This is a genomic window from Bradyrhizobium sp. USDA 326 (genome assembly GCF_049739485.1).
Classification (GTDB): Bacteria; Pseudomonadota; Alphaproteobacteria; order Rhizobiales; family Xanthobacteraceae; genus Bradyrhizobium.
The window spans coordinates 633,442-659,906 of sequence record NZ_JBMGQA010000001.1; the positions used below are offsets into that span (position 1 = coordinate 633,442).

Consider the following 26,465-nt stretch of genomic DNA (forward strand, 5'->3'; position numbering starts at 1 on the left):
TCGTCTCCCTGTTGATGTCCTAGAGGCCCAGTGCAGCGCGGCCGAGGCCGACGCGCGTGGAATCGTCCTGTGGCGTGTGCACGCGACCGCACAGGACGTCGCGATAGTGCCGCTCCAGCGGATTAGTACGGCTGAGACCGTGATTGCCGGTTAGCGATAACGCGTCCTCGACCACGGCGACGGCATTGTTGGTCACCGTCAGCTTGACGGCATTGGATTCGCCGGCGCAAAGCTCGACGCCCTCGTCGACATCGCGGGCGAACGTGTCGATCAGCCGCGCATTGACCGCGAGCCGCGCCTCGATCGCGCCAAGAGTCTCCTGCGCGCGCGACAGTGTTGCGAGCGGCGCGCCCAGGCTGGCCGGCACGCGCTGTTTCAGGAATGTGATCAGCCAGTCGCGTGCGGCGCGGGCGACGCCGTCATAGATCGCGGCGACGAAGACGGCATGGACGGCCACCTGTGTAATGTCGGGCGCGCGCCAATCCGCCGGCTTGCGCACGTCGATCTCGGCGTCGCGCGGGATCACGACGTCCTCGAAGATCACGTCGTGGCTGCCGCTGGCGCGAAGGCCGTGGTGGTCCCAGGTTTCGACGATGCGTGTGCCCGGCAAGCCCGCCGGCACCAGGAACTGACCGACGCGCGGCTCGGCCTCGTCGGTCCGCGCCCAGACCAGGTACCATTTCAGGATCGGCGATCCCGTCGAATAGATCTTGTGGCCGGTCAGGCTCCAGCCGGTCTCGGTTCGACACACAATCGTCGCTGGCAGGCCGCCGCGCGCCGGTGAACCGAGCTCGGGCTCGACGCGCAGCGCGTTGATCAGAGCGAGGCCTTCCACGCTCTCGCGCGCAAGCTTGCGCGACAGCCGCGCCGGCCAGGTCGGGCTGCGTGCCATGACGAGATGATTGATGTAATGCATCGACAGCACCAGCGCGGTCGACGGATCGGCCTTGGCGAGAATGCCGAGCACGCGCGCGGCATATCGGGCGCCAGCACCGGCCCCGCCATGGACCGCTGGCACCGTCAGCGACAACAAGCCCGCCTCCGACAGCTCGCGAAAATTCTCGAAGGGAAAGCTGCCGGTGCGGTCGTGCTCGGCGGCGCGCGCGGCAAAGCTTGCCGCAAGCGTCTCGGCACGGGCGACGTAGTCGGGCTCGCTACGGACCGTGCGGTCCTCGGCTACGGACGTCACCATGTGGCATCCAACCCCAGCAAACCAAGGATCTGGCGACGCAGATCGGCCAGATACGGATCGCCGCGATGGCGCGGATATGGGCGGTCGACGCGGATGTCGGCCTTCACGCGCGCGGGACGATCGCTGAAGACGATGACCCGGTTGGCAAGCACCAGCGCCTCCTCGGCGTCGTGCGTCACCAGCAACGTCGTAAAGCCCTTGCGCTGCCAGAGCGAGACGAGCTCGGCCTGCATGGTGATGCGGGTCAGCGAGTCCAGCTTTCCCAGCGGCTCGTCGAGGATCAGGATCTTGGGATCATTGACCAGCGCCCGCGCGAGCGCGACGCGCTGCGCCATGCCGCCGGAGAGCTGGTGCGGGTAGGCCTTGCGGAAGGAGGACAGCCCGACGAGATCGAGCGCGGCATCGACGCGGTGACGCTGACTCCTGAGGATGCCCTGGGCCTCGAGCCCCAGCGCCACGTTGTCCCAGACCGACCGCCAGGGAAACAGGGTCGGATCCTGGAACACGACCACGCGCGAGGGATGTGGACTTCTGATACGGTCTTCGTCCTCCCGCAGCCTCCCCGCCTTAGGTTTGTCGAGTCCGGCAACGAGCCGCAGCAAGGTCGACTTGCCGCAGCCGGAGGGGCCGAGCAGCGCGACGAACTCGCCGGGCTCGACCGAGATGCTGACGTCGCTCAGCACCGGCAGCTCGGCACCGTCGATGTCGAAGGCATGGCTGACCTGCTCGATGTCGAGCGCCGCGCCGGCGGCCGGATGCGTGGCAATTTCGGCTAGAGCTGCGGCTACCATTTCACGGTCCCCTTCTGCCAGACCAGCAAGCGGTCGCGAATCGAAAACAGCAGTGTGATCGCGCCGGAGCAGAGCAGCGACATCACGATCAGCGCCGCATACATGTTGGCGTAGGCGGCCCAGCCCTGCGCCCATTGCAGGTACCAGCCGAGCCCGGCCTTGACACCGATCATCTCGGCGACGACGAGCACGGCAAAGGACGCGCCGAGCCCCATGAACAGGCCGACGAAGACGTGCGGCAATGCGGCGGGGATCGCGACCTTCAACACCAGGAAGGACGGCCTTGCGCCTAGTGTCCGCGCGACGTCGTAATAGGCGTTGCTGACGCTCGCGACGCCCGACCAGGTCAGCACGGTGACAGGAAAGCCCGTCGCCAGCGCGATCAGGAAGGTCGAGGCGCTCCAGCTCGACGGGAAAGTGAAAAAGGCGATCGGCAGCCAGGCGGTCGCCGGCAGCGGACCGATGAAGCGCAGGACCGGGTGCACCCAATAGCCGACCGCACGCGACCAGCCGATCGAGATGCCGGTCAGAAAGCCGATCGTCGCGCCGATCAGATAGCCGCCGAGTTGAAGTTTCACGGACGCAAAGACGCTGTCGAGCAGCTTTGGCAAGTCATCGGTGTAGACTTCGATGATCGCCTGCGGCGGCGGAAAGAACGGCAGCGGCAGCCAGGCGAACTTTGCGGTCGCGACCTCCCACACGGTCAGGAAGGCACCGAGCGCGACCAGCCACGGCGCCCGCTTGTGCAACGCCTTTCCCGCTGCCCCAAGATAGTCGACGCCGACGGTTCCGAACAGCGCGATCGCCGCGATGACGAAGGCGGCGATGCCGAGCGAATGCGTGCGCGACCAGTCGCCGACGTCCTCCCACCACAGGCAGGACAGGCCGAAAGCGATCCACGCGATGCTGGCGAGAACGCCGACGCCGGAGTCCCGGATCCAGATCGCCAGCAGCGGCGCGCGCGAAAGCCGCGGCGCGCCGGAGGCAAGGCCGTCAGACAGCGAATACGTCGACATAGATGCGCTCCGCGAATTTGGCGGTGTCGGTGCTTTGCTTGAAGACCTGCACGCTCTTGAGATCGTCGGCATAGGCCTTGAGCTCGCGCTTCAAAGTCTCGCCGACGGGATGATGGTGGTGGGTGTGGTAGCGCACCATGCCCTCGATATCGGCGAGCGTCGCCGCCTTCGGCGCGTAGGGCTGGAACGACTTCGCCGCGATCGTCGCATTCTGCGAGGTGAACATCGCGGCATCGAGCAGCGCCTGGGTAATGGCGCGCGCGACTTGAGGTTCTTCGCGCACGAGCGAGCCGCGCAGGCCCAGAATGCAACAGCTCTTCTCGCGGTACTCCCCGTCGAGATTGGAGGCGACCTCCTTGTACTGCGTGTCCTTGAGCCAGAGATAGGCGAGCGGGTCGGACGACAGGAACGCCTGCACCTCGCCCTTCTCCACGGCGACGTTGAGCAGATTGCCGGGATAGGCACGCCAGTCCACGTCCTTGACCGGATCGATACCGAGCTTCGCCAGCTGGATCGAGAAGAAATTCTTGTCGGGACCCGCGAGATCACCGACCGCAACGATCTTGCCCTTGAGGTCGGCGAGCTTGGCGACGCCGGAATCGGTGCGTGACAGCACGCGCATGCAGCCGCCGTGGGTGCCCGCGGCGATCTTGACGTCAAAGCCCTGTTCCAGCGGCTTCAGCCAGCGCAGCGCCATGCCGAGGCCGGCATCGCTCTTCCCTGTCGCGATCGCCTCGAGCAGCTGATCGGTCGAGCCGGAATAGTTGACGAGCTCGACGTCGAGATTGTGCTTCTGGAAGAAGCCGTGCTCGATGGCGACTGGCACCGGCGCGAGGCAGACCGCGCCGGCATTCCACGACAGTTTCAGCTTGCGCGGCGCGCCGGTGAGCGCGGGCGCGTCGGAGGCCGTACGGCACAGCGGAAACTCCGAGAAATCGACGCCGGGCGCGACGACGCGCGGTGCAAAGGCCTGTGCTGCACCAAAGGCGCCGAGCGGCGCGGCGAACGCCGCAGCCAACCCCGCCTGGAGCAAATGACGCCGGTCAAGGCTCGATTCTCCGCGCTCGCTATCTTTGTCCATCAGCCCCGCTCCTGAGTTGGCACAGCTCCGCCGTTTGCACAACGCATTGCGTTGCGCATGTTCCGTACGGAGATGCGTTGAGAGAATGTTCTTCGTCGGCGCTTCCTGCGCCGCGTTGATGCGATGCGCAAATCATGCGGCGTGCGAGCCGCATCGTCAATGAAATGGAATTTCGAATGTGACGCGAAGCGAAGTCATTCTCTCCATCGGCGCGAGCGGGAACGATGAAAGGATTTTCGCTGTAGCATCGTCATGCAAAGCGGATCACGACTCCATCGCTTGCTTCATCCGTACGCATTTTCCGCTACGCAAGCCGCGCGTTCTCGAAAGCCTCGCTTCGTTGAAAGGTCTTTGCCGATCGCGCACGCAATACGGTTGGCCATTTCATTGACGACGCATTGCGTGCTCATAGACTTGAACATCCCGCTGCATCATTCGCTCACACATCATGAGCCAAGCAACCAGACGGATCCCAATGAGCATCAACTCCCAAGACCATTCCATCACGCGCCGGCTTGCGGCCTCGCTGCTGGCCGCCGCCATCACCTTGGCGACGGCGGCTGCATCGATCGCCGACACCGTCGTGCTGCGCGTCGGCGACCAGAAGGGCGGCAACCGCTCGCTGCTCGAGATCTCCAGCTATGCGAAGGACCTGCCCTACAAGATCGAATGGTCGGAATTTCCCGCGGCCGCACCGATCCTGGAGGCGCTCAACGCCGGAGCGCTCGATGTCGGCTACACCGGCGATCTCTCGTTCCTCTCGGTCTATGCAGCGGGCGCGCCGATCAAGGCGATCGGCGGCACGCACTCGGACGCGAAGACGCAGGCCATCCTGGTGCGCCAGGATTCGCCGATCAGGTCGGCCGCCGACCTCAAGGGCAAACGCCTCGCCGGCACACGCGGCGGCTGGGGGCAGTTCCTGATCGACGCGACGCTGGAGAAGGCGCAGATCAGGCTCGAGGATGCGACCTTCGCGCCGCTCGGCCCCGTCGACGCAAAGATCGCGCTCGTCGCAGGCTCGATCGACGCCTGGGCGGTGTGGGAGCCCTACGTCTCGTTCGCGACATTGAAGGACAAGGCCCGCGTGATTGCCGACGGCGAGGGCCTGACGCCGACCATCACCTTCATCGTCGCCTCCGACCACGCCATCGCGACCAAGCGCGCGGCGGTGCAGGATCTCGTGCAGCGTTTGAACAAGGCGCGGCTATGGTCGCTCGATCACCTCGGCGAATACGCCAGGAACACGGCCGAGCTGACCAGGCTACCGGAGGACGTGCTGCTATCGGCCTACACCGCGCAGCGCACCAGCCCGATCGTGATCGACGATAAATTGGTGAAGGAGGTGCAGGAGGCCTCCGACCGCTCCACGCGTTACGGCATCCTGCCGAAGAAGCTCGACGTGAGCCAAGCCGTCGACCGCAGCTTCACGGCGGCGGCCGCGGGATCGAACTAAACGATATGACCTTTGAACTGAGCCGCGCGCTCGGTGCACCTCTCCCGCTTGCGGGAGAGGTCGCGGAGCGAAGCGACGCGGGTGAGGGCTCTCGACTCTTGGGGGTTCTCGCTAGAGGAAACACCCTCTCCCCGGCCCTCCCCCGCAAGCGGGGGAGGGAGCGCACCGTGTTCGCGGCAACAGGCAAATCCAACAAAGCAAAGGGCGGCCGAATGCGCGGGCTTCGCCTCAAGCCCGGCCCATTGCATCTCGCCGCGATCGTGCTCATGCATCTCGCATGCATGAGCTTGATCGTGTGGCTCTCGTTCTAGCCGCGGCGCTCACCAATATCTGTAATAGTGCCGGCGATAGACCCGGTACGGCCGGTAATAGCCATAGCTGTAATACGGGCGGTAGGGCCGATAGTATCGCGGATAGGCATAGCCCGGTCCGTAGCCATAGCCGTAATACGCGGGAGCATAACCATAGCCGTAGCCCGGATATCCGTAGCCGCCATAATACGGGCCGCCATAATAGCCATAGCCGTACGGCGCGCCGCTGGCGATGGCGCCGCCGATGATCGCGCCGGCGGCGAGACCACCAAGGGCAAATCCCCAGCCGCCACCGCGCCAATGCACCTGCGTGACATCGTCGCCGGCCGCTGCCTTCATCGTCGCAACGTTGGTCGGCATCGGGCCCGCCGCGGCCTGCCCGATTTGGCCTGCCATGACCACGCCGGCCAACGAGCAGGCAATTGCCGTCTTCCAGATCCTCATCGTCTTACTCCCTGTCTGACCTTTGGCTTGGAAAAGGATCGCAGCGTCATGATCGGGCATCCTTGCGCCAAGTCAAAGCCTTGAATTTCAAAGCCTGGAATTTGCGTGCACCGCACAAGACGCATGCCTCCGTTCTGATCAACCGGTGCTCGGCGAAGCTCGGCGACCGCGCCTCGTGCGACACCGGTGCGACGGCGCCTGAGGTCCGAACACCCGCAAAGCATTAAGCTTCCCGTGCTTTCGCAACCAACAACCACCTTCACGATTTACTATTCGTGCCATTACTATCGGTTCCAATGTGCGCGGCCGGGAGGCTTCTCGCGAGCGCCAGAGTTGTGGGAGGACGACATGAGTGCCGCGAGACCTGAGCCGCTTGCCCGTCAGGCACTGGCGTTCGTCCTGGCTGGCGGGCGCGGCAGCCGGCTCCTGGAACTGACCGACCGGCGCGCCAAGCCCGCAGTCTATTTCGGCGGCAAGTCCCGCATCATCGATTTCGCGCTGTCGAACGCGGTGAACTCGGGCATCCGCCGCATCGCGGTTGCAACCCAATACAAGGCGCACAGCCTGATCCGGCATCTCCAGATGGGCTGGAACTTCTTTCGCCCCGAACGCAACGAGAGCTTTGATATCCTTCCCGCCAGCCAGCGCGTCTCCGAGACCATGTGGTATGTCGGCACGGCCGACGCGGTGTACCAGAACATCGACATCATCGAATCCCACGCCTGTCGCTTCATCGTGGTGCTGGCCGGCGACCACATCTATAAGATGGACTACGAGGTGATGCTCCGCCAGCATGTCGAGAGCGGCGCCGACGTCACCGTCGGCTGCCTCGAGATGCCGCGGGCAGAATCCTCGGGCTTCGGCATCATGCATATCGACGAGAACGGCTGGATCCAGCAATTCCTGGAGAAACCGAAGGATCCGCCGCCGATGCCGGGCAAGCCGGACGTCTCGCTCGCCAGCATGGGCATCTACGTGTTCGACGCGAAATTCCTGTTCGACCAGCTCAAGCGCGACTCCGAAGACCCGAACTCGAACCACGATTTCGGCAAGGACATCATCCCCTACATCGTCAAGAACGGCCGCGCGATGGCGCACCAGTACTCGACCTCCTGCGTCCGCTCCGGCAGCGACACCCGCGCCTATTGGCGCGACGTCGGCACGGTCGACGCCTATTGGGCAGCCAATATCGACCTCACCGACGTCGTGCCCGAGCTCGACCTGTTCGATCGCGCCTGGCCGATCTGGTCTTATGCGGAGATCACGCCGCCGGCGAAATTCGTTCACGACGAGGAGAGCCGGCGCGGTCAGGCGGTGAGCTCGCTGGTCTCCGGCGGCTGCATCATCTCCGGTGCCTCGCTGCGCCGCTCGCTGCTGTTCACCGGCGTGCGCATCAACTCCTATGCCAATGTCGAGAACGCCGTGATCATGCCCTATGTGAATGTCGGTCGCGGTGCCCACTTGAGGAACGTCGTGATCGACCGCGGCGTCGAGATTCCGGAAGGCCTCGTCGTCGGCGAGGATCCCGAGTTCGACGGAAAGCGCTTCCGCACCACCGAGCAGGGCATCTCGCTGATCACCCAGCCGATGATCGACAGGCTCAATACATGACGCCTGTTCGCGTCCTCGCGGTCGCCTCTGAAGTCTATCCCCTCGTCAAGACCGGTGGCCTTGCGGATGTCGCCGGCGCGCTGCCGGTTGCGCTGAAGGCGCATGGCGTCGAGATGCGCACCTTGATGCCCGGCTATCCCGACGTGATGCGCCTGGTGTCGGGCGCGGAGGAACTCCGGCGCTGGCCGGACTATTTCGGCGGCCCCGGACGGCTGCTGGCAGGCTCGCATGACGGGCTCGATCTGTTCGTGCTCGACGTGCCGCATCTCTATGCCCGGCCCGGCAACCCCTATGTCACCCCCGAGGGCATCGACTGGCCCGACAATGGCGTGCGCTTCGCGGCGCTGTCGCGCATCGCCGCCGATATCGGCCACGGCCTCGTTACAGCGTTCGTGCCCGACATCGTGCACGCCCATGACTGGCAGGCCGGGCTGGCGCCGGCCTATCTGCACTATGACGATCGCCCGCGGCCAGGCACCGTGATGACCATTCACAACATGGCCTATCAGGGCAAGTTCGCTCCCGGGCTGATCGGATCAATCGGCCTGCCCTGGCACGCCTTCAACGCCAGCGAACTGGAATATTTCGGCGGCATCAGCTTCTTGAAGGCAGGCCTGCGATTCGCCGATCGCATCACCACGGTCTCGCCGACCTACGCGAAGGAAATCCAGAGCGACGAAGGCGGCATGGGGCTCGGCGGTCTGCTTCGTGAACGTTCCGGCGTCCTGAGCGGCATCCTCAACGGCATCGACATATCGGTGTGGAATCCGCAGGAAGATCCGCACATCGCATACCGCTTCGGCGCGGAGGACCTCTCGTCACGGGCCGCGAACAAGGCGGTGCTGCAGCAGCAGTTCAATCTCGATTCCTCCGACGAGGCGCCGCTGCTCGGCGTCATCAGCCGGCTGTCCTGGCAGAAGGGGCTCGATCTCCTGCTCGAGGCCATTCCGACCATTTTGCGCGAGGGCATGCAGCTCGCACTGCTCGGCAGCGGCGACCGCGATCTGCAGGATCGCTATCAGGCTGCGGCCCGCGCCAATCCCGGCCGGATCGGCGTCGTGATCGGCTACGACGAGATTCTGGCGCATCTGATCCAGGCCGGTTCGGACGCCCTCGTCGTTCCTTCGCGGTTCGAGCCGTGCGGCCTGACCCAGCTCTGCGCGCTGCGCTACGGCGCCGTGCCGATCGTCTCCCGGGTCGGCGGTCTCGAGGACACCATCGTCGATATCGGCGAGGCCGATGCGTCGGGCCACGACGCCACGGGATTCAAGTTCGGCCCGGTGACGGCGGATGCCCTCGCCGGCACGCTGCGCAAGGCCAACACCGTCTTCCACGACAAGCTGACCTGGCGCCGGCTGCAGCGAAGCGGCCTTGCGACCGACGTCTCCTGGCGCAATCGCGCCGGTGACTATGCCGCGCTCTATCGCCGCCTCATGACGGCCCGCGCGTGAGGCATGGCCGAATCCATGCTATAGAGCCGGGCATGGACCCCTTCGCGATCAAGCTGCTCGGCTTTGCCGCCGCAACCTGCACCACCGTCGCCTACGCGCCGCAGTTCATCAAGGTCTGGAAGACCCGCTCGGCGCGCGACATCTCGCTCGGCATGTTCCTGGTCATGGTGCTGGGCCTGGCGCTCTGGCTCGTCTACGGCCTGCTCTCCGGCGATGCGCCCCTCGTCGCCGCCAACGCCGTCACCATGCTGCTCGCCGGCGGCATCCTGTTCATGAAGCTGAAATACGGGTGAGGTCTTCCTCGCCTCTCCCCGCAGGCGGGGCGAGGGAAAGATCAGTCACCCGAACACATACGACGCCATCACCACGTTCGCGACCTCGTCGACGAAGACGCGGCGTCCGACGTCGCTGCCGGCAGCACCAGCCGCCACCATCAGCGGCAGCAGATGATCCTCGCGCGGATGTGCAAGACGCGCGCTCGGTGCATTCTCCCAGTCGACCAGCATCGCGTTGCGGCGCGCCGCATCCGGGCTGCTGATTGCCTCGTTCAGATAAGCCTCGAAATCATACGAGACGGGCCTGGACTCCGGCCGGTTGAAGCCGCGCATGTTATGATAGGTGAGCCCGCTGCCGATGATCAGGATGCCGGCGTCGCGCAGCGGAGCGATCGCCTGTCCCACTTTGATGTGCTCGGACGCATCGTAGCTCGATTTCAGCGACAGCAGCACGATCGGCATGTCGGCGTTCGGATACATCAGCCCGAGCGGGACGAAGGTGCCATGGTCAAAGCCCTGGTTGGAATCTTCGCGGCAATCGAGACCGGCGCGCGCGAGCTGCGCCTTCACCTCCGCGGCGAGCTCCGGCTTGCCGGGCGCCGGATATTTCAGGTGGTAGGTATGCTCGGGGAAACCGTAGTAGTCGTAGACCATCGGCGGATGCGGCGAGCTGGACACGGTGAAGGCATCGGCCTCCCAATGTCCGGTGATGACGAGCACGGCCTTCGGTCGCTCCGGGAGAAGCTGCGGCAGCCGGCCGAATTCCTGCGCAGTTTTCGCATATTGCACCCGCCTGTCCTCCATGAACGGCCAGGGACCGCCGCCGTGGGACAGGAAGAACGTCGGAAATCGAGTCATGGATGCCGGCTCGTCTGGTTCGCAACATGCGCGTGCATAGCCGCGCGATCAGGGCGAGCATAGGCAAACCTGCATGGTTAGCAAGCCGTTAACGATTTGCCGCTCAGAATCCCCGGCGTGGCCGAAGGAGTCGGCCTCAAGATAAGTGAGACGTGAGATGAGGAAGTTTGCGCTGGGGGACGTCGTCAACAGTGACAAGGGCCGCCGTGGTGTCGTCCGCGCCGCCTTCAAGTCCAGGGACGGCCAGCAGTTCTACGCCGTCGAGAAGGACGGCGCGATGGACTATCTGGAGGAAGACCGGCTGAGCCTGGCGCCGCGCGTCGAGCTCGCCGCGTAACTCCAACTCATTTCCTGCCCTCACCTGCGAGCCGGTCGAGACGCTCCGCCAGCGGATCGTCGTCGCTCGCGATGCGGTCGTTCGTGATCAGCAGCAGGCGATCGCCGCCCGCCGCGTCCCAGCGTGGCAGGTCGGGACCGTTGGGATCGCCGCTTCTCGCGAAATTGATCCAGTAGGCGCGCATGCGGCTCGCGACCGCGCGATCACGTCGAGACAGGATGCCTGCGCCGGGCACGCCTTCCGCACCGAAGATGAACTGCAACTCCCGCCCGCGGCCACCTTCCGGATCCGCGCGCCGAGCCTCCGGTACATAGACGAAGCGATAGCGAAACGCCGGCGCACCGCTCGCAACGTGCAGGCGAGCCAGCAATCGCGCCGGCTCCGAGAAGACCTTGTCGGTGTAGAACCTTGCCGCGAGATCCGAAGGTCTGGCAAGGTCCGGATAGAGCTTGCGCAGTTCGTCGCCGGCAATGCCGGACGAGGCAAGCTCCTCCTCGAGATCGGACTCATTGTCGAAGCCCGTCTCGTCGTCGTTGGAGCCGATGATCAGGGGAATGCGGCTTTGATGTCCGGCCGCGAAGCCCAGGGCGATATCCTCGGTCGCCAGACGCCCATCCATGATCGGCACGAAGCTGCGCGACGATTTCTCCAGCAATTGCTTTTCGGCGGCCAGCAGCCGCCGCGGCTCGGCTGCGCGCAAATCCGCCTCTCCTCCAAGCGCGGCCGCAAACTGCCGGCCCACCGCCTGCGCCTCTTGCACTGAGCGCAGGCGCGTCCGACCAGGCACCGATTGCAGAATGGCTTTCTGGAAGAGGTCGCGTGATTGCGCAGACAGCATCAGGAGCGCGATCGACGTCGCGCCTGCATCGCGGCCAAACAAAGTGACGTTATCGGGGTCGCCGCCGAAGGCCGCGATATTGTCGTGCACCCAATGCAGCGCGGCAATCTGGTCCATCAGGCCGTAATTTCCGCCGCTATCCGAAAGCGCGGGCTGAGCGAGCCAGCCGAGGGCGCCGAGGCGATAATTCACGGTGACCACGATGAGGCCCGCCTGCGCCAGCCTGGCGCCATCGAACAGCGGATCGCTGGCCGTGCCCGAGACGAAGGCGCCGCCATGGATGAACACCATCACCGGCAATGGGCCGTCGACCCCGAAAGGACGGAACACGTTCAGCGTCAAGCAATCCTCGCTCGAGTCCTGCAGCGACGGTTGAAGGCACGGCGCAGCATAATTGTAAGCGGTGCGCATTTCCGAGCTCTCGGTCGTCGGCTGCGGCGGGCGCCAGCGCAGCGCGCCGACCGGCGGCGCCGCGTAAGCCAGCCCCTTGAACGATGCCACCTCGCCTTCCACGGCCCCGAGCATCTGCCCTTCACGCGTCAGCGCGAATGGAAACTGTCCGACCGGCTGAGCCACAGCCGATGGTGCGCAGCACAGGACTGCGCAAGCCGCAACAAGTGCAAGCAAAGACCGCATCTTCGAAGATCTCGATGAAGGATCCCGGGCAGGTTATGTCCAGGGCCGTCAGCGAGGCAAGCCTTGCGCCCGCGCCTAGCTGCCTTTGCCCATCAACTCCGCCAGCGCGCGACGCGCAATGATGCCGAGCTCGCCGAGCGTGGAGTGGCCGGACTGCGCCGCGTCGATCAGGCGCTCGGCGATGAACCTGCGGCTGTCATGATCGCCGCCATGCGGCAATTGGCGGCACGTCTCCTCGAGGACGACGTCCATGTTCGCTTTGGTTCGCTCGCTCAACTCTGTCATGACGCCCGGTCGGTACGCGTGGCTTGTAAGCGCAAGCATACACGGACGGATACGCTCTGATTACCCCGGGCTATCACGGCCATTGTGCATCGCGGTGCGTGTGATGCCTCAAACATTCGCGCGGTCACGCTGCCGCCGCAAACGACCACCCTGGGATTGCATTTGCTCTAATGACAAGCTGAACCTGCGGCGATAGCCTGCCGGCAAAACAAAACATACGGGAGGAATACCATGCCTGACGCAATGGTTGTCACACGCGTCTCAGACGAGCGCGGAACCGCTCAGCAGGTCGACGTCGCCGTGGTCGGCGCCGGATTTGCCGGCCTCTATCTCTTGCACCGCCTGCGCAAGGCCGGCTTCTCCACGGTCGCCCTCGATGAAGCCGGCGATGTCGGCGGCACCTGGTACTGGAACCGTTACCCGGGGGCGCGCTGCGATATCCAGACCATCGACTACAGCTACAGCTTCGACCCGGAGCTCGAGACCGCCTGGACATGGTCGGAGAAATACGCGACCCAGCCCGAGATCCTGCGCTATCTCGGCTTCGTCGCCAACCGCTACGGTCTGAGGCGCGACATCCGTTTCAAGACCAAGGTCACCGAAGCCAGATGGGGCGATGCGTCCGAGCGCTGGCAGCTCACGACCGACAATGGCGCACCGGTCTCCTGCCGCTATTACATCATGGCCACCGGCTGCCTCTCCACGCCGAAGCCACCGGAGATCGACGGCGTCAAGGACTTCAAGGGCGAGGTCTATTTCACCGGCCGCTGGCCGCATGACGGCGTCAACCTCGCGGGAAAACGCGTCGCCGTGATCGGCACGGGTTCGTCAGCGATCCAGTCGATCCCGCTGATCGCCGAGCAGGCCGCACATCTCACCGTGTTCCAGCGCACGCCGAACTTCGCGTTGCCCGCGCATAACGGTCCGGCGCCGTCGGACCGCATGAGCCTGCTGCAGGGCGATCGCGCCGCCTATCGCGAGCAGGCACGCCAATCGATGGCTGGTGTGCCCTATCCTCAGCAGACGGTCGTGAGCTGGCAGCTCACCGATGCCGAGCGCCGCGCGCGGTTCGAGGAAGCATGGGGCAAGGGCGATCTCGTCTATATCCTCACGCAGCTCTGGGCCGACCAGGCCGTCGATCTCGATGGCAACAAGATCGTTCAGGACCTGATCCGCGAGAAGATCCGCGCCGCCGTCAAGGACCCCGAGACCGCTGCGGCGCTCACGCCGGACGATCATCCGTTCGGCGCAAAACGCCCCTGCCTCGACACCAACTATTACGCCACCTACAACCGGCCGAACGTCACGCTCGTCAATCTACGCCAGGAGCCGATCAAGGCGATCACCGCAGGCGGCATCACGACGGCCAGGCGCAGCATCGACCTCGACGTCATCGTGTTCGCGACCGGTTTCGACGCGATGACCGGCGCGATCCGCGCCGTGCACCCGATCACCGGGCGCGGCGGCAAGTCGCTCTCCGACCTGTGGGCGAAGGGACCCGAGACCTATCTCGGCCTCACGGTCGCGGGCTTCCCGAACTTCTTCATGATCACCGGCCCCGGCAGCCCGTCGGTGCTGTCGAACATGGCGGTGTCGATCGAGCAGCATGTCGACTGGGTCGTGGATCGCCTGGCCGCGCTGCGCGAGTCCGGCTTCACCACGATCGAGCCGACCGAGACGGCGCAGGCCGGCTGGGGCCGGCACATGGCGGACTGTTCGACGCTGACGCTGCACCGGCTCGCCAACACCTGGTACACGGGCGCCAACGTCCCCGGCAAGGTCCAGGGACTGATGCCCTATACCGGCGGCGTCGGCCCCTATCGCAGCATCTGCGACGAGGTGGTCAGCCGCGGCATGCTCGGCTTCAGGCTCACCGGACCCTACGTTGCTGCGCAATGCAATGACGGCGAGGTGGTACGGCTACAGCCGGACGTGCGGCTGGTGCTGAACCTGCTCGCATCGCTCAACCTGCCGCCGATCGAGTCGATGGGCGCCGAAGGCGCGCGCGCCTTCGTCAACGAGTTCAACAAGAGCCGCCCGGCAGGACGGCCGATCGGCGAGATCGTCGACGGCACCCTGCCCGGCGCCGACGGTCCGCTGCCCTATCGCGTCTACAAGCCGGCAACGCCCGGGCCGCATCCGGTCGTGGTCTATTTCCACGGCGGCGGCTGGGTGCTCGGCGACGAGCAGTCGGACGAGCCGTTCTGCCGCGACATGGTGCGGCGAACCGGCATGATGTTCGTCAGCGTCGGCTATCGCCACGCGCCGGAGCATCGCTTTCCGGCGGCCGCCGAAGACGGCTATGCGGCAACGCGCTGGATCGCCGAGCACGCCGGCGAGCTCGGCGGCAAACCTGGTGCGGTGCTGGTCGCGGGCTGGAGCGCCGGCGGCAACGTCGCAGCCGTCACCTGCCAGCTCGCGCGCGATCGTGGCGGGCCCGAAATCGCGGGCCAGCTCCTGATATGCCCGGTCACGGACTGCACCTTCGATCGCCCGTCCTACAACGACAATGCGACCGGCTATTTCCTGACGCGCTCGCTGATGTACTGGTTCTGGGACCTCTACTGCTCGCCGGCCGATCGCACCGATCCGCGCGTCTCGCCGCTGCGCGGGAAGGTCGAAAGGCTGCCACCGGCCTTCGTCGTCACCTGCGAGTTCGATCCGTTGCGCGACGAGGGCGTCGCCTATGCCGAGGCGATGGCCGCAGCCGGCGTTTCGGTCGGGCAGCTCAGGGCGCGCGGCCATTTCCACTCATCCTTCACCATGGTCGATGTGGTGATCACCGGGGTGCCAGGCCGGGTGCAGATGGCCGAAGCCTTGCGCCGCTTCGCCGGGCTCCCGCCGGAGGTCGGCCGCGGCGACGAGCACAGCAGCGGCCAGGCCAGCCTCAAAATCGCGGCGGCAGCGAGCTGATCGCGACGAGACGGGAACCTTTTCCCGGCTGCCGCGTTCAGCGCTTGTGACATTGAGATGCAGCGATAGATGTGGGCCCCGGCACGCAAGTCCGCGTGCTGGGGCGCTTCTTGCGTGAGGCGAGTGCGATGGGGGATGCGATTGCGCGTTCAAAGGTCGATTTTGGTGCGCTTGCGGTGCTGCATAAATGGCCGTCGCTTGCAAACCAGCGCCGGCCGGACCGGGAGTCGTACCAGATAAGCGAAGGCACCCTCGACGAGTGCATCTCGGCCTTCATGGAGAAGCCGGCGACCACCCGGCATCTCTACGAGATCCGGACGATGCCGCAGCCGCCACTCGTGACGGAGATCCTCTCGCCCGAGCACGTCACCGAGCTATCGCGGTTGAGAGAATTTCTCTGACGGCGCTTTGCAGGCACGCGCGCAGGAACCTTCATCCGGTCTTTCCCGTTGTCAGCGATCGGAAGCCAAGGCGTGAGCGCCTCAGATGCTAGAAGCTGGCATACTCTCACCTGTCGTGCCCTATGGTGCAGACCAGACTCTGTTCGTGGTGATCGATCGCCTCGACCGGGCGACCGAAATCCGCATTGAGCGGAGCGATCTCGAAACCACGATCGACGAACTCGTCGCCGGCTGCTTCAACGATCCCATCAAGGTGATTTCGTTCAACACGCTCGAGCATTGGATGAAGGACATCTCGGCCGATGTCGCTGGCGAGATAAAGGCGCGCTGCGACATCGACGGCGTGATGCTGCCCGATTATCTCAGCGACTTCGTCGAGAGCCATCCCTGAACCGCGCGCGGCCCCGATGATGTCGTCATCCTCGTGCATCGCCGGGATGACGCCGGGAAGAAGCTCCGCGCCGAACGACGTGGCGCAATGCGCTCAGGGCACGGTTTGGGGGGAACGATTGCCGTGGTGCTTGCCGGCGATGACCTCGATCTCGCGACGGCGTTCGCCCGCGAAGGTCAGGAGCTTTTCGATCGTCAGCGTATCCGTGATCCGTTTGGCGAGCCGCTCGGCGCGCGCAGCCTGATCTTCGAGATAGTGGATCGTGTTCAAGCGCCGCCTCCCCCAAAGCCCCGAATTGCGTGGGCAGCCATGGTGCTCGAGAAGCAGCTAACAGCGGGTTAAGCGCGTCGCGTTGGTCTCGATCAATCGCGCCCTATTGCACGACCTCGAGCCTGACATTGGTGATGCCCTTATCGACCATGCCGAGCGCCTCGGCCGCGGAAGGGGTGATGTCAACCACGCGCCCGCGAACATAGGGGCCGCGATCGTTGACCCTGACGGTGACGAAGCGGCCGGAGGAGGTATCGGTGACCCGCAGCTTGGTGCCGAACGGCAGGGTCGGATGCGCCGCGGTCAGCTCGTTCTTGTCGAACTTCTCGCCGCTCGCGGTTTCCGTATCCGAATAGAAGCTGGCGACGCCGTGCGAGGGGGTCTGCCTGGCGTCACGGTCCGGGGCACGCGCCCGGCTGATCGGGCGTGGATGCAGCGCCGCCACCCTGTGCGGCCGCTCGACCGCGACATGCCGGCTGGAACCGGCGAAATCGGCCTTCTGGCGACCGACCGGCGCTTGCGCGCAGGCGGCGAGCGATGCTGCGACGACGACGGCGAGCACCAGCCGGCATGAGGTTGCGAAGGAAATCCGGGCAGTTTCGGCACGTGCAATGCGAGACATGGTACGCCCTCCGAACAGCCGGATTTTCCGTCGGCAATGAGGGCAGAACCTTGTCGGAACAAAAGCGGCTCTGGGGCCGCGGCCGTTTCACGATCAGCTGTGATGATTCCACCACAGTGGCGTGTCCTGAATCGGAACCGAGCCGGCGCGCGAGGCGGCGAGATCAGGCGCTTTACCAGAGGCTGGCGAGCGCCAGACCGGATTGCGTTCTGGCGACGATCAACTGTCAGCCTAAGGCAAGATCCGGAAAAGTGCGCAGCTGTTTTCCGAAGAGATCATGCTTAAACAACAACCTAAGGCGTGATGACGATTCATCCTGATCGCATCGCGCTTTAGTGCCTCAGTATTGCGGCTCGTACATCTCCGACTGGACCAAAGCCTTCACGTCATTCGGTGCAGGTCCGTCTGCGAGCCCACGCTGATAGGCGACGTCGGCAACGGCCGCAGCGATGCGGACCGAGACCTCGCGGATGCGCGGCAGTGCCGGATAGAGACTGCCTTGCACGAGGTCCTCGTTGCCGACGCAATCGGCAAGCGTATGGGCCGCCGCCATGAACATCTCGTCGGTGACGAGGCGCGAGCCGCTGGCGATCACGCCGAGGCCGACGCCGGGAAAGATGTAGGAATTGTTGCCCTGGCGCGGCACAAAGGTGCGCCCGTTGAGCGTGACCGGATCATACGGACTGCCGCACGCAAACAGCGCGCGACCCTCGGTGTAGCGATAGGCATCCTCCGCCGAGCATTCGGCTTTCGACGTCGGGTTGGAAAGTGCGAACACGATCGGCCGCTCGTTGAGCTCGGCCATCGTCTTGAGCACGTCGGGCGTGAAGGCGCCGCCAACCGCAGCAACGCCGATGATCGCCGTCGGCTTCAGTGTCCTGATCGCGGTGAGGAAATCGGCGATCGGCGCCTGGTCGGTGTGGGCATAGCGGAGCTTGTGACCGGAGAGGCCCTCGCGGCCGCTGACGACGAGACCACGTGAATCCACCAGCCAGTTGCGGCGGAGCGCCTCGGCCTCGGTGGCGCCCTCCGCCATCATGGCGGACACCACGAGATCGGCGATGCCGGTCGCGGCCTCGCCCGCGCCGAGGAACAGGATGCGCTGATCCCTGAGCTTGCCGCCGGAAATGCGCAAGCCCGAGAACAGGCCTGCGAGCGCCACCGCCGCGGTGCCCTGGATGTCGTCGTTGAAGACGCAGGCTTCATCCCGGTACTTGTGCAGCAGCTTGAAGGCGGAGTGATTGGCGAAATCCTCGAACTGGATCAGCACGCCCGGAAACGTCTTTCGCGCAGCCTGTATGAACTCGTCGACGAAGCTGTCATAGGCCTCACCGGTCAGCCGCCGCTCGCGCAGGCCAATATAATACGGATCATTCAACAGCTCCTCGTTGTTCGTGCCGACATCGAGCACGATCGGCAGGCACAACTCGGGATGCACACCGGCGCAGGCCGAATAGAGCGAGAGTTTTCCGACCGGGATGCCCATGCCGTTGGCGCCGAGATCCCCGAGACCAAGAATGCGCTCGCCGTCGGTGACGACGATCAGCTTGGCCGGATAAGGCCAGTTCTTCAGAAGCTCCGCGATCTGGCCGCGATCGCGCGAGGAGATGAACATGCCGCGCGGCCGCTGGAAGATCAGGCCGTATTTCTGGCATGCAAGCCCGACCGTCGGCGTGTAGATGATCGGCTGAATCTCGTCGATATTGTCGACGACGACGCGGAAGAACAATGCCTCGTTGCGGTATGCAGCGCGTTCAACGCGACATATTTTTCGAGGTCGGTCGGAAGCGCGCGCAGGTTGGTGAGAACTCGCTCGGCCTGGGTCTGCATCGTCAGCACGCAAGGCGGCAAGAGGCCGCGCAGGCCGAGCGTCTCCCGCTCCGCTTCCGTGAAGGCAGTCCCCTTGTTGAGCAAGGGATCCGCAGCAGCGTCATGCCCTGCTGCGGATTGGACGATGTCGGTTGGGTAACGACCCGGGCAGGCCTATTCACGAATTCCCCCAAGGAGCTTGTAGTTGAATCGCGGACATTGTCGGCCAGCGCTCCATCCAGATCAAGGACGGAGAGGACTCGGGAATGGACTATGATCTCGCACCGCAGCGAGATTTTCGCGAACGGCTGGCAGTTGCGCTCGAAAAGGGTCAACGGCGCTGCTCCGGCTCAACGTCGGCCGCCTCCACGATCGGCCACCATTTCGCCGTCTCAACCTTCTGAAAAGTGGCCATGTTCTCGCACCTGGATGCAGACTGAATGCTGCCGCATCCGTAGAGGCAAGCGGGAAGTTTGGGAGACCTGCTTATCCAGCCGCCCGCCGCGGCGTCAGGCTGGCAGTGCTATCCGCCGGTGGCCCGATATGCATCAAGATGGTCTGGGTGGCGGATGCGACCTCGATACCGTTCTGCTGGAAGCGCAGCTTCATGCGCCGGTTGAATTCGCGCTGGACCGGCCAGCGACCGGCCTCGGTGCAGCGGATCTGGCCGACGATCGACACCATCGCGCCATCGACCTTGTCAATGCCCCACAGTTCGAGGTCGCCGCGGATTAGTGCGCGGAATTCCGGTTCGCGGCGCATCTCGTCGACGATATCCTTCAGCATCTGGCCGGCACGGTCTGTGTCCTCCTTGTAGGCGACGTTGACGCTGACGGAGGCGTTGCCGGCGCCGCGGCTGGCATTGGTGATGGTCGTGACCGCGCTGAACGGTACGATGTGCACGGCACCGTCACCGGCGCGCAGGCGGATGGTGCGGATCGAGACATTCTCGACCACGCCCGAGAGCCCCGAGACGCTGACATTGTCCCCGACCTGGACCGTGTTCTCCAGCAGTAGGAACAGGCCGGTGATGAGATCCTGCACCAGCTTTTGCGAACCGAAGCCGATCGCGATGCCGACGATGCCGGCGCCCGCGAGCAGCGGCGCGACATTGACGCCGATCTCGCTCAGCGCCGTGAGGCCGACGACGGTTGCGATCAGACAGAGCAGCGCCGTGCGCAGCATCGGCTGGAAGGTGCGCAGACGCGCGGCGCGGGCATAATGGCCGTCCCGGGACAGTGTATTGATCTGACGGTCCAGCAGCGCGTTGCTGGCTTCCCAGATCGCAGCTGCGATTAAGACGGCAAGGCCGATCGTCACCACGGCGGAGATCAGCCGGCTGCCGATCTGGCCGCCGTAAAACCAGACGATGGCGTCGACGCCCCAGACTTCGAGCACGGCGACGAAGCCGATGAAGGCGATCACCCCGGACACGATCTTGCGCAGCAGCGGCAGATAGCGGTTGGCGCGGATCTCGAGGCCAGGAAAGCGCTGCAGGATCTCCGGCTTGATGCGGAAGCCGCGGTCGATCAGGCTCAGCGTCACCATGATGACGACGCGCGTGACCAGCGCCACTGCGATGGTGCCGACGAAATATTGCAGCAGCAGCGAATAGCCGTTGCGGATGTTGAGCGCCCACACCGCCCATAGCGCAAGGTCCAGCGCGATGGCAAGATAATGCCAGCCGCCGGCGATCCGGTTGCGCAAACGGGCCGCAATCCCCTGCCGCTCGGCCGGCGCGCGAATGGCGTCGGCGACCTGGCGGCGGCATTGCAGGATGATGACGACGATGAAGAGGTGCACGATCAGCATCACCATGCGCAGCAGTGCGGCGTAGCCGGCGCGGTGCAGGCCGAGCAGCAGCGCCACGTTGGCAAAGGCGATGCCGGAGACACCAACGCCGACGATGCGGCGGGCCCAGATCTCGATATAGGCGGCGGTCTCGGCGCGCACCGGAAACAGGCCGAACGGCCCCGCCAGCGCCCGGACCATGCAGATGAGTCCGCGCGAGAACGCGTAGGCATTGATGACTGCGAGGATCACGAGGCGAACGGTCGTGGGCTCGCCGATCTCAGTCCCGAGCAGCGCCGTGGCAACGCCCACGAAGACGAACACGGGAAGCAGTTCAAGGACGATGCGGCCCAGCACGAAAGGCAGCCGCAGCAACAGCTGCCAAATCCGCGCGAGGCTGTGACGGCGCTTGTGCAGTTCCGGCTCGGGGGTGACTTCAACGACCGATGGCGGCGGATCGGCAATCGGCAGCGTCTGGGTTGGCAGGCGCGCCGTTTGTGGCACGCGCGCTTCCAGGAAGGCCACCGGACGCCGGATCAGGCGGAAGATCACCCATTCCGCGCAAAAGGCAGAACCGAACACCAGCGCCAGCTTCCAGGCGATCTCGATCAGGAGGTTGTAGGCGGCGGGATCGTTCGCGGTCCGCATGATCCAGTAGTAGAACGCCGGGAAGTGCGTGAGCGTCCGCGCCATGCCGGCGATCTGACCCGAGATCTCGCCGATCTCCTCCGACACCGTGAGCAGGAGCTGCGCACCGAGACCGTCGGCCGAGAGCGGGATCGGCGATTTTGGCTCGGGCGCGGGTTGCTGCGGACCGGACGCGTTGGCGATCGCGCGGAGCGTGTCGATCATCTGCGCGCGCTTCTTGTCGTCCTGAAGAGTTTCCAGCGCGCGCTTCGCCTCGTCGGGCGACAGTGGGGCAGCGCTATTTACCGCCAGCGGAGACGGCTCGGCACGGGCGCCGGAGAGAGATGGAATCGTGAGGAGGAGAGCGGCGAGGAGCGCCGCGGCCAGCTTATGCGACACGAGGATTCCCTGGAAATATGAATGCGCCAGCGGCGTCGGGGCCATCACCGACGAAGCACATACATCATGTCGGATTGCCGCTATTCGCCCCGACCCTGTGTCGGAAGTTGGCCTTTGAGGCGACATTCTCTTGGCATTTGCCGCAATGCAAGATCAGGAGCCGGCGTCGGCGAAACACCGCGCACGCAAGAACCTCCGCGCGCGCAAAGGCCTCTCCCGTCATTGCGAAACGACGGCGAGGAGGGGAAGCAAGGAATGTGATGAAGGCTCATCGCGGCGGCCTTCGTCACGGCCATCAGACGCGATCGGTGTGATGAGAAATACAGCGCCGGGAAGGTAGGGGCTTTGCCTCACTGATGCAGCCCGCTAAACCTTGTCCCGGCGTGCCGTTCGCGGTTTTTGCCGCTATGCGATAGTCCGAACGAGCTCCATCGCAATTAACGCGGCTGGATTTGCGGAGGTGGCGTCATAGACCTCCCCTTGCTCATGAGGTGGACGTTGCGTGTCGCTTGTTTGCGACCCTCGGCATGGTCCTCCTGCGACACAAAACTGTCAAGCGGGATCAAAGGCGCAAAGGATCACAATTGAACGCGCGAGTTCCTTGGACGGCCGCGCCCGATCGTGAGTTGCAGCACCTCGCAATCAGGAGCACTCGCGCGCCGGGCGAGGACATTGAGCGAGACAGCCGGCACGGTGACACCATGCCACTGTTTTGCCCGACGACGCAAACGGATTTCGCAAAATCCGCATCACGGATGATGGGCCCGATAAGCCATTGATCCCGCTATGCCCGGCTACTGTGCATGGGGTTGTTTTCGCGGTTTTGTCGATGGCCGGCCTAGAGAAACATCTCCGCGAGGTCGACCGTCGAGGCCTTTCCGATCTGGTCGAAGTTTCGCGCCAGCCAGCTTCGCGCCGCCGCGCGGCCCTCGTCGCGCAGGCGGCACAACAGGCTCCATTCGGGATGGAATTGCGTGGCCGTGCCGAGCTCCGACATCAACGCGTCGTTGCCGATCCAATGCATGTACATGCGGCTGTGCTTGTTGCTGTCGAGTTCGCCGTCGTCGATCAGCCGGGTGGCGAAAGCGATCGCGCGCATCTCGCGCATCAAGGACGAATTGAAGCTGATCTCGTTGATGCGGTGGAGGACGTCCGCGGCACTGGCCGGCAGCTCGTCGCGCCGGATCGCCGTCACCTGCACGATGACGACGTCGTGACTGCCCTTGCGGTAGATCAACGGATAGATCGCGGGATTGCCGAGATAGCCTCCGTCCCAGTAATGCTCGCCATCGATCTCGACGGCCTGGAAATAGGGCGGCAGGCAGGCTGAGGCGAGCACGGTTTCCGCCGTCAGCAGCGGGCTCTGGAACACCTTGATCTTGCCGGTGCGGACGTTGGTGGCGTTGAGAAACAGCTGCGGCGCCTCGGGCGAGGAATTGAGCCGGTCGAAATCGACCACGCGCTGCAGCAGCGCTCGGAGCGGATTGAAATGAAACGGATTGAGCAGGTTCGGCGGCAGCGTGTGTGTCAGCGTATGGATGAATGCGTGGACCGGATGATATTCCGGCGGCAGCTTCAGGGCCTGGATCCACTGGTTCAACGGCGACATCAGATCGTACGCCATGTCCATGCGCGACACTTCGTACCAGAATGCGCGCAGGCTCTCCCGCGCGGCCTCAGCGCCTCCATGCGCCATGCCGGAGGCCATCGCCACCGCATTCATCGCGCCGGCACTGGTCGCACTGATCGCCTCGATCGCGAGCCTGCCGTCCTCGAGCACCTGGTCGAGCACGCCCCACACGAAGGCGCCGTGCGCGCCGCCGCCCTGGAGCGCGAAGTTGACGTCCTTGCAGTTCGTGGTCCCGCTGGCTGTCACTTTGCTTGCTTCTTGCCTCCCGCCCCTTCTTTCTCCAGCGCCTGGCGCACCTGCTTGAACTCTTCCAGAGAGCCCCTGTCGGCGCTGGGGAAGCGCAAGTCGAGCTTTTCGAGCGCCGCGTTGATCACCGAGCCGATCACGACGCGGGCGAACCATTTGTGGTCGGCGGGCACGACGTACCAGGGCGCGTGGGGCGTCGCCGTGTGGCGGACGATGTCCTGATAGACCGCCTGGTAGCGCGGCCACAGCGCGCGCTCCTTGATGTCGTCCATCGAGAACTTCCACTGCTTGGCCGGATCCTCCAGCCGCTCGAGAAAGCGCTTGCGTTGCTCTTCTCTGGAGACGTTGAGGAAGAATTTCAGCACGACGGTGCCGTTGCGGCAGAGATAACGCTCGAAGGCCGAGATGTCCTCGAACCGCTCCTTCCAGATGTGCTTGGTCACGAGCTTTGGCGGCAGCTTCTCCTTGGCGAGAATCTCCGGATGCACGCGCGTCACCAGGCATTCCTCGTAGTGGGAGCGGTTAAAGATGCCGATACGCCCGCGCTCGGGCAGCGCGATCATATGGCGCCAGAGGAAATCATGGTCGAGCTCCTTGCTGCTCGGTGCCTTGAAGGCATGAACCTCGCAGCCCTGCGGATTGATGCCCTCGAAGATCGCCTTGATCGCAGAATCCTTGCCGCCGGCGTCCATCGCCTGGAACACGATCAGGAGCGACCAGCGGTCCTGCGCGTAAAGCTTCTCCTGAAACTCGATCAGCCGCTTCTTGTTCGAATCGAGGACCGTCTGCGCCTTCTCCTTGTCGAGATCGCCCCTCTCGTCGGTCTTGTGGTCCTTGAGGTGAAACTTGCCCGAACCATCGTGGCGGAATGGCGAGATGTAGCGGTCAAGTTCCTGGGCGAGCGATTTGGACGACTTCTTGTTCATGAGCGCGGGGCACCTTGCGTTGCGGCTTCAATCGGTCGAGCAAGCTACCAAGGATGCCCTTGGGAAGAAATATGATGAAAAGGACGAGCAGCACGCCGTAGACGAGGTTGTCCCAGCCGACCGCCTTGGTGCCGAAGCCGATGCGCAACGTCTCGGCCAGCAGAATGGTGATGATGGCGCCGACGGTCGGACCGAGCGAGACGAACAGGCCGCCGACGATGGCCGCGAACACCATCTGGAGCGATACCGCGATGCCGCTCACCGTGTCGGGCGTGATGAACATCTGGTACTGGCAGTAGATCGCGCCGGCAAGCGCCGTCATCAGCGCGCTGAGCAGCGTGATCTTCAGCTTCTCCGCAGTGACATCGACGCCGGCCGCAGCCGCGGCGTCCTCGTCCTCCGAGATCGCCTCCAGCGCATAGCGGGCCATGCTGCGATCGACCCAGTGCCAGACCACGATGCCGAAAAGCCAGATCCCGAGCGCGATCAGGTACCAGGTCGTCTTGTCGTCGAATTGCAGCGCCAGCAGCTTGTTGCCTGAGGTCCGGTTCGGCGTGTAGCCCAGCGAGCCGCCTGTGTAGTCGCGCGTCGCGGTGATGACCTGGAGCACGATGCCTGACAGCGCCAGCGTCACCAGCACGAAATAGTGGCCGGTGATGCGAAAGCGGAAACAGGGATAGCCGACGATCAGCGCCAGCGCGCCGGCCGCCACCATGCTGATGGGAATGCCGATCCAGGGCGACAGGCCGAGATGATTCCAGAGCAGCGCCGTGACATAGGCGCCGATCCCCATGAAGCCGCCATGGCCGAGCGAAACAAGGCCGAACCGGCCCATCATCGACCACGAGGTGTAGGCAAACGACCAGATCAGGATCAGCACCAGAATGTGCAGATGATAGGGATCGCGATAAACGAAGGGCAGCGCGACCAGCGCCGCCAAGCCTATTCCCCAGGCCGCAAGCCGCCCCTGCCCTATCATCGGCGCCTCACAAGCAGGCCCGCGGGCCGGATGAACATCATGACGATGAAGAAGGCAAAGGCGAGCACATAGCCCCATTCGAGATCGGAGAACAGGCCGCCGAGCGAGATGATCTCGGCGAAGACGAAGGCGGCGATGAAGCCGCCGATGAAATTGCCGAGGCCCCCAAGCACGCAGATCAGGAAGGTGATCGGCCCGAACGACAGGCCGAGGAACGGATGCACGTCATATTGCAGCACCAGGAGGCAGGCGGCGAGCCCGGCGAGCGCGCCGCCCAGCGCCGAGGTGATCAGATAGATCCGCCGGGTGTCGACGCCCATCAAGGCCATGATCTGCCGATCCTGGGAGATGGCGCGGATCGCAGTGCCGGTGAAGGTGCGCGTCATGAACAGATAGACGGCGACCATGCCGACCAGCGCGGCCACGAACGAGAGCAGTCGTGCGTAGCTGAAATTCATGTCGCCGAAGGCCAGCACCGGCAGGCGGATGCCCAGATTGCGGAAGTCGATGCCGAAGGCGACCGTGGCAAAGCTCTGCAGCACGAACAGCACCCCGCCGGTCGCGAGCAGCTGGTTTATCGGCGGCGCAGTCAGCAACGGCGCGATCACGAGATAGTGCAGCGCCGCGCCAAGCACCGCGACCAGCAGGATGGTGAGCGGCGCGGCGACGAAATAGCTGATCCCGTAGTACTGCACCATGAAATACATGCCATACATGCCGATCATCACGAGCTCGGCATAGCAGATCCACGTGACGTCGATGACGCCGAAGATCAGATTGAGACCTAGCGCGAGCAGCGCCAGCACGCCGCCGAGCAGGATGCCGTTGATCACGGCCTCCAACAGGTAGATGTCGAAAATGTCCAGGAATGCCTGCATGCCC

At 64.6% G+C, this 26,465-nt stretch carries 24 protein-coding genes and 1 pseudogene; 9 read left to right on the forward strand and 16 right to left on the reverse strand.

What is annotated here, in order from left to right:
- Positions 1-19: 19 nt before the first annotated feature.
- From ABIG06_RS03045 to ABIG06_RS03060, 4 genes are read right to left on the reverse strand one after another with little or no spacing between them, the layout of a single operon-like run.
- The gene (locus ABIG06_RS03045) at positions 20-1,192 is read right to left on the reverse strand and encodes an acyl-CoA dehydrogenase family protein (protein ID WP_370134141.1); all 1,173 of its coding nucleotides are present in this window, start codon (positions 1,190-1,192) and stop codon (positions 20-22) included.
- Entirely contained in the window at positions 1,186-1,983 is a 798-nt protein-coding gene (locus tag ABIG06_RS03050) for an ABC transporter ATP-binding protein (protein ID WP_370134144.1), read from the reverse strand. Before ABIG06_RS03050 ends, ABIG06_RS03045 begins: the two co-directional genes overlap by 7 nt.
- Positions 1,977-2,999 (reverse strand): ABC transporter permease, encoded by a 1,023-nt coding sequence (locus ABIG06_RS03055; RefSeq protein ID WP_370134146.1) that lies wholly within the window; start codon positions 2,997-2,999, stop codon positions 1,977-1,979. Before ABIG06_RS03055 ends, ABIG06_RS03050 begins: the two co-directional genes overlap by 7 nt.
- Positions 2,977-4,080: an ABC transporter substrate-binding protein gene (locus tag ABIG06_RS03060; RefSeq protein ID WP_370134148.1), complete on the reverse strand. Its 1,104-nt coding sequence runs from the start codon at positions 4,078-4,080 to the stop codon at positions 2,977-2,979. The genes ABIG06_RS03055 and ABIG06_RS03060 overlap by 23 nt, the downstream gene beginning before the upstream one ends.
- 475 nt (positions 4,081-4,555) lie before the next feature.
- Here ABIG06_RS03060 and ABIG06_RS03065 point away from each other — a divergent pair, with 475 nt between their 5' ends.
- Entirely contained in the window at positions 4,556-5,533 is a 978-nt protein-coding gene (locus ABIG06_RS03065; RefSeq protein WP_370134151.1) for an ABC transporter substrate-binding protein, read from the forward strand.
- Positions 5,534-5,853: 320 nt separating this feature from the next.
- Here ABIG06_RS03065 and ABIG06_RS03070 read toward each other — a convergent pair whose 3' ends face one another.
- Positions 5,854-6,288, reverse strand: coding sequence for a hypothetical protein (locus ABIG06_RS03070; RefSeq protein ID WP_124159903.1), 435 nt, complete (start codon positions 6,286-6,288; stop codon positions 5,854-5,856).
- Positions 6,289-6,636: 348 nt separating this feature from the next.
- Here ABIG06_RS03070 and glgC point away from each other — a divergent pair, with 348 nt between their 5' ends.
- Genes glgC through ABIG06_RS03085 form a run of 3 tightly spaced genes read left to right on the forward strand, consistent with a single transcriptional unit; the run spans position 6,637 to position 9,643 of the window.
- On the forward strand, positions 6,637-7,899 hold the full coding sequence (gene glgC, locus ABIG06_RS03075) for a glucose-1-phosphate adenylyltransferase (protein WP_124159904.1): 1,263 nt from the start codon (positions 6,637-6,639) through the stop codon (positions 7,897-7,899).
- Entirely contained in the window at positions 7,896-9,350 is a 1,455-nt protein-coding gene (gene glgA / locus ABIG06_RS03080) for a glycogen synthase GlgA (protein ID WP_124159905.1), read from the forward strand. Before glgC ends, glgA begins: the two co-directional genes overlap by 4 nt.
- A gap of 32 nt (positions 9,351-9,382) precedes the next feature.
- Complete coding sequence (locus tag ABIG06_RS03085) at positions 9,383-9,643, forward strand: SemiSWEET transporter (RefSeq protein WP_024339661.1); 261 nt, start codon at positions 9,383-9,385, stop codon at positions 9,641-9,643.
- A gap of 45 nt (positions 9,644-9,688) precedes the next feature.
- Here the strand turns inward: ABIG06_RS03085 and ABIG06_RS03090 are convergent, their stop codons facing one another.
- Complete coding sequence (locus ABIG06_RS03090) at positions 9,689-10,483, reverse strand: DODA-type extradiol aromatic ring-opening family dioxygenase (RefSeq protein ID WP_370134154.1); 795 nt, start codon at positions 10,481-10,483, stop codon at positions 9,689-9,691.
- 157 nt (positions 10,484-10,640) lie between these two features.
- Here ABIG06_RS03090 and ABIG06_RS03095 point away from each other — a divergent pair, with 157 nt between their 5' ends.
- The gene (locus tag ABIG06_RS03095; protein WP_124159907.1) at positions 10,641-10,820 is read left to right on the forward strand and encodes a hypothetical protein; all 180 of its coding nucleotides are present in this window, start codon (positions 10,641-10,643) and stop codon (positions 10,818-10,820) included.
- A 7-nt stretch (positions 10,821-10,827) separates the two neighbouring features.
- Here the strand turns inward: ABIG06_RS03095 and ABIG06_RS03100 are convergent, their stop codons facing one another.
- Entirely contained in the window at positions 10,828-12,294 is a 1,467-nt protein-coding gene (locus ABIG06_RS03100) for a carboxylesterase/lipase family protein (protein ID WP_124159908.1), read from the reverse strand.
- A 75-nt stretch (positions 12,295-12,369) separates the two neighbouring features.
- A complete protein-coding gene (locus ABIG06_RS03105; RefSeq protein ID WP_370134158.1) occupies positions 12,370-12,618 on the reverse strand; it encodes a hypothetical protein in 249 nt (82 codons plus the stop codon).
- 192 nt (positions 12,619-12,810) lie between these two features.
- Here ABIG06_RS03105 and ABIG06_RS03110 point away from each other — a divergent pair, with 192 nt between their 5' ends.
- From ABIG06_RS03110 to ABIG06_RS03120, 3 genes are all read left to right on the forward strand, one after another.
- Complete coding sequence (locus ABIG06_RS03110; protein ID WP_370134159.1) at positions 12,811-15,492, forward strand: flavin-containing monooxygenase; 2,682 nt, start codon at positions 12,811-12,813, stop codon at positions 15,490-15,492.
- Between the two features lie 128 nt (positions 15,493-15,620).
- Positions 15,621-15,893, forward strand: coding sequence for a hypothetical protein (locus ABIG06_RS03115; RefSeq protein WP_124160091.1), 273 nt, complete (start codon positions 15,621-15,623; stop codon positions 15,891-15,893).
- Positions 15,894-15,978: 85 nt separating this feature from the next.
- Positions 15,979-16,284, forward strand: a complete 306-nt coding sequence (locus ABIG06_RS03120; RefSeq protein ID WP_370134161.1) for a hypothetical protein — start codon at positions 15,979-15,981, stop codon at positions 16,282-16,284.
- Positions 16,285-16,377: 93 nt separating this feature from the next.
- On the opposite strand, the gene ABIG06_RS03125 is transcribed toward ABIG06_RS03120, so the two are convergent.
- From ABIG06_RS03125 to ABIG06_RS03135, 3 genes and pseudogenes are all read right to left on the reverse strand, one after another.
- Positions 16,378-16,554, reverse strand: coding sequence for a hypothetical protein (locus ABIG06_RS03125; protein ID WP_370134163.1), 177 nt, complete (start codon positions 16,552-16,554; stop codon positions 16,378-16,380).
- Between the two features lie 103 nt (positions 16,555-16,657).
- Positions 16,658-17,176, reverse strand: coding sequence for a septal ring lytic transglycosylase RlpA family protein (locus ABIG06_RS03130; RefSeq protein ID WP_370134165.1), 519 nt, complete (start codon positions 17,174-17,176; stop codon positions 16,658-16,660).
- 340 nt (positions 17,177-17,516) lie between these two features.
- Positions 17,517-19,132 (reverse strand): annotated as a pseudogene (locus tag ABIG06_RS03135) (NAD-dependent malic enzyme).
- Between the two features lie 119 nt (positions 19,133-19,251).
- Here ABIG06_RS03135 and ABIG06_RS03140 point away from each other — a divergent pair.
- The gene (locus ABIG06_RS03140) at positions 19,252-19,389 is read left to right on the forward strand and encodes a hypothetical protein (protein WP_370134166.1); all 138 of its coding nucleotides are present in this window, start codon (positions 19,252-19,254) and stop codon (positions 19,387-19,389) included.
- An 82-nt stretch (positions 19,390-19,471) separates the two neighbouring features.
- Here ABIG06_RS03140 and ABIG06_RS03145 read toward each other — a convergent pair whose 3' ends face one another.
- The 5 genes from ABIG06_RS03145 to ABIG06_RS03165 form a co-directional block, all read right to left on the reverse strand.
- Positions 19,472-21,802, reverse strand: coding sequence for a mechanosensitive ion channel domain-containing protein (locus ABIG06_RS03145; RefSeq protein WP_370134168.1), 2,331 nt, complete (start codon positions 21,800-21,802; stop codon positions 19,472-19,474).
- An 838-nt stretch (positions 21,803-22,640) separates the two neighbouring features.
- Positions 22,641-23,678, reverse strand: coding sequence for a patatin-like phospholipase family protein (locus tag ABIG06_RS03150; RefSeq protein ID WP_370134170.1), 1,038 nt, complete (start codon positions 23,676-23,678; stop codon positions 22,641-22,643).
- Positions 23,675-24,604, reverse strand: a complete 930-nt coding sequence (locus ABIG06_RS03155) for a polyphosphate kinase 2 family protein (protein WP_370134172.1) — start codon at positions 24,602-24,604, stop codon at positions 23,675-23,677. The genes ABIG06_RS03150 and ABIG06_RS03155 overlap by 4 nt, the downstream gene beginning before the upstream one ends.
- The gene (locus tag ABIG06_RS03160; RefSeq protein WP_370134174.1) at positions 24,564-25,583 is read right to left on the reverse strand and encodes a branched-chain amino acid ABC transporter permease; all 1,020 of its coding nucleotides are present in this window, start codon (positions 25,581-25,583) and stop codon (positions 24,564-24,566) included. Before ABIG06_RS03160 ends, ABIG06_RS03155 begins: the two co-directional genes overlap by 41 nt.
- Complete coding sequence (locus tag ABIG06_RS03165) at positions 25,580-26,461, reverse strand: branched-chain amino acid ABC transporter permease (protein WP_370134177.1); 882 nt, start codon at positions 26,459-26,461, stop codon at positions 25,580-25,582. Before ABIG06_RS03165 ends, ABIG06_RS03160 begins: the two co-directional genes overlap by 4 nt.
- Positions 26,462-26,465 lie beyond the last annotated feature (4 nt).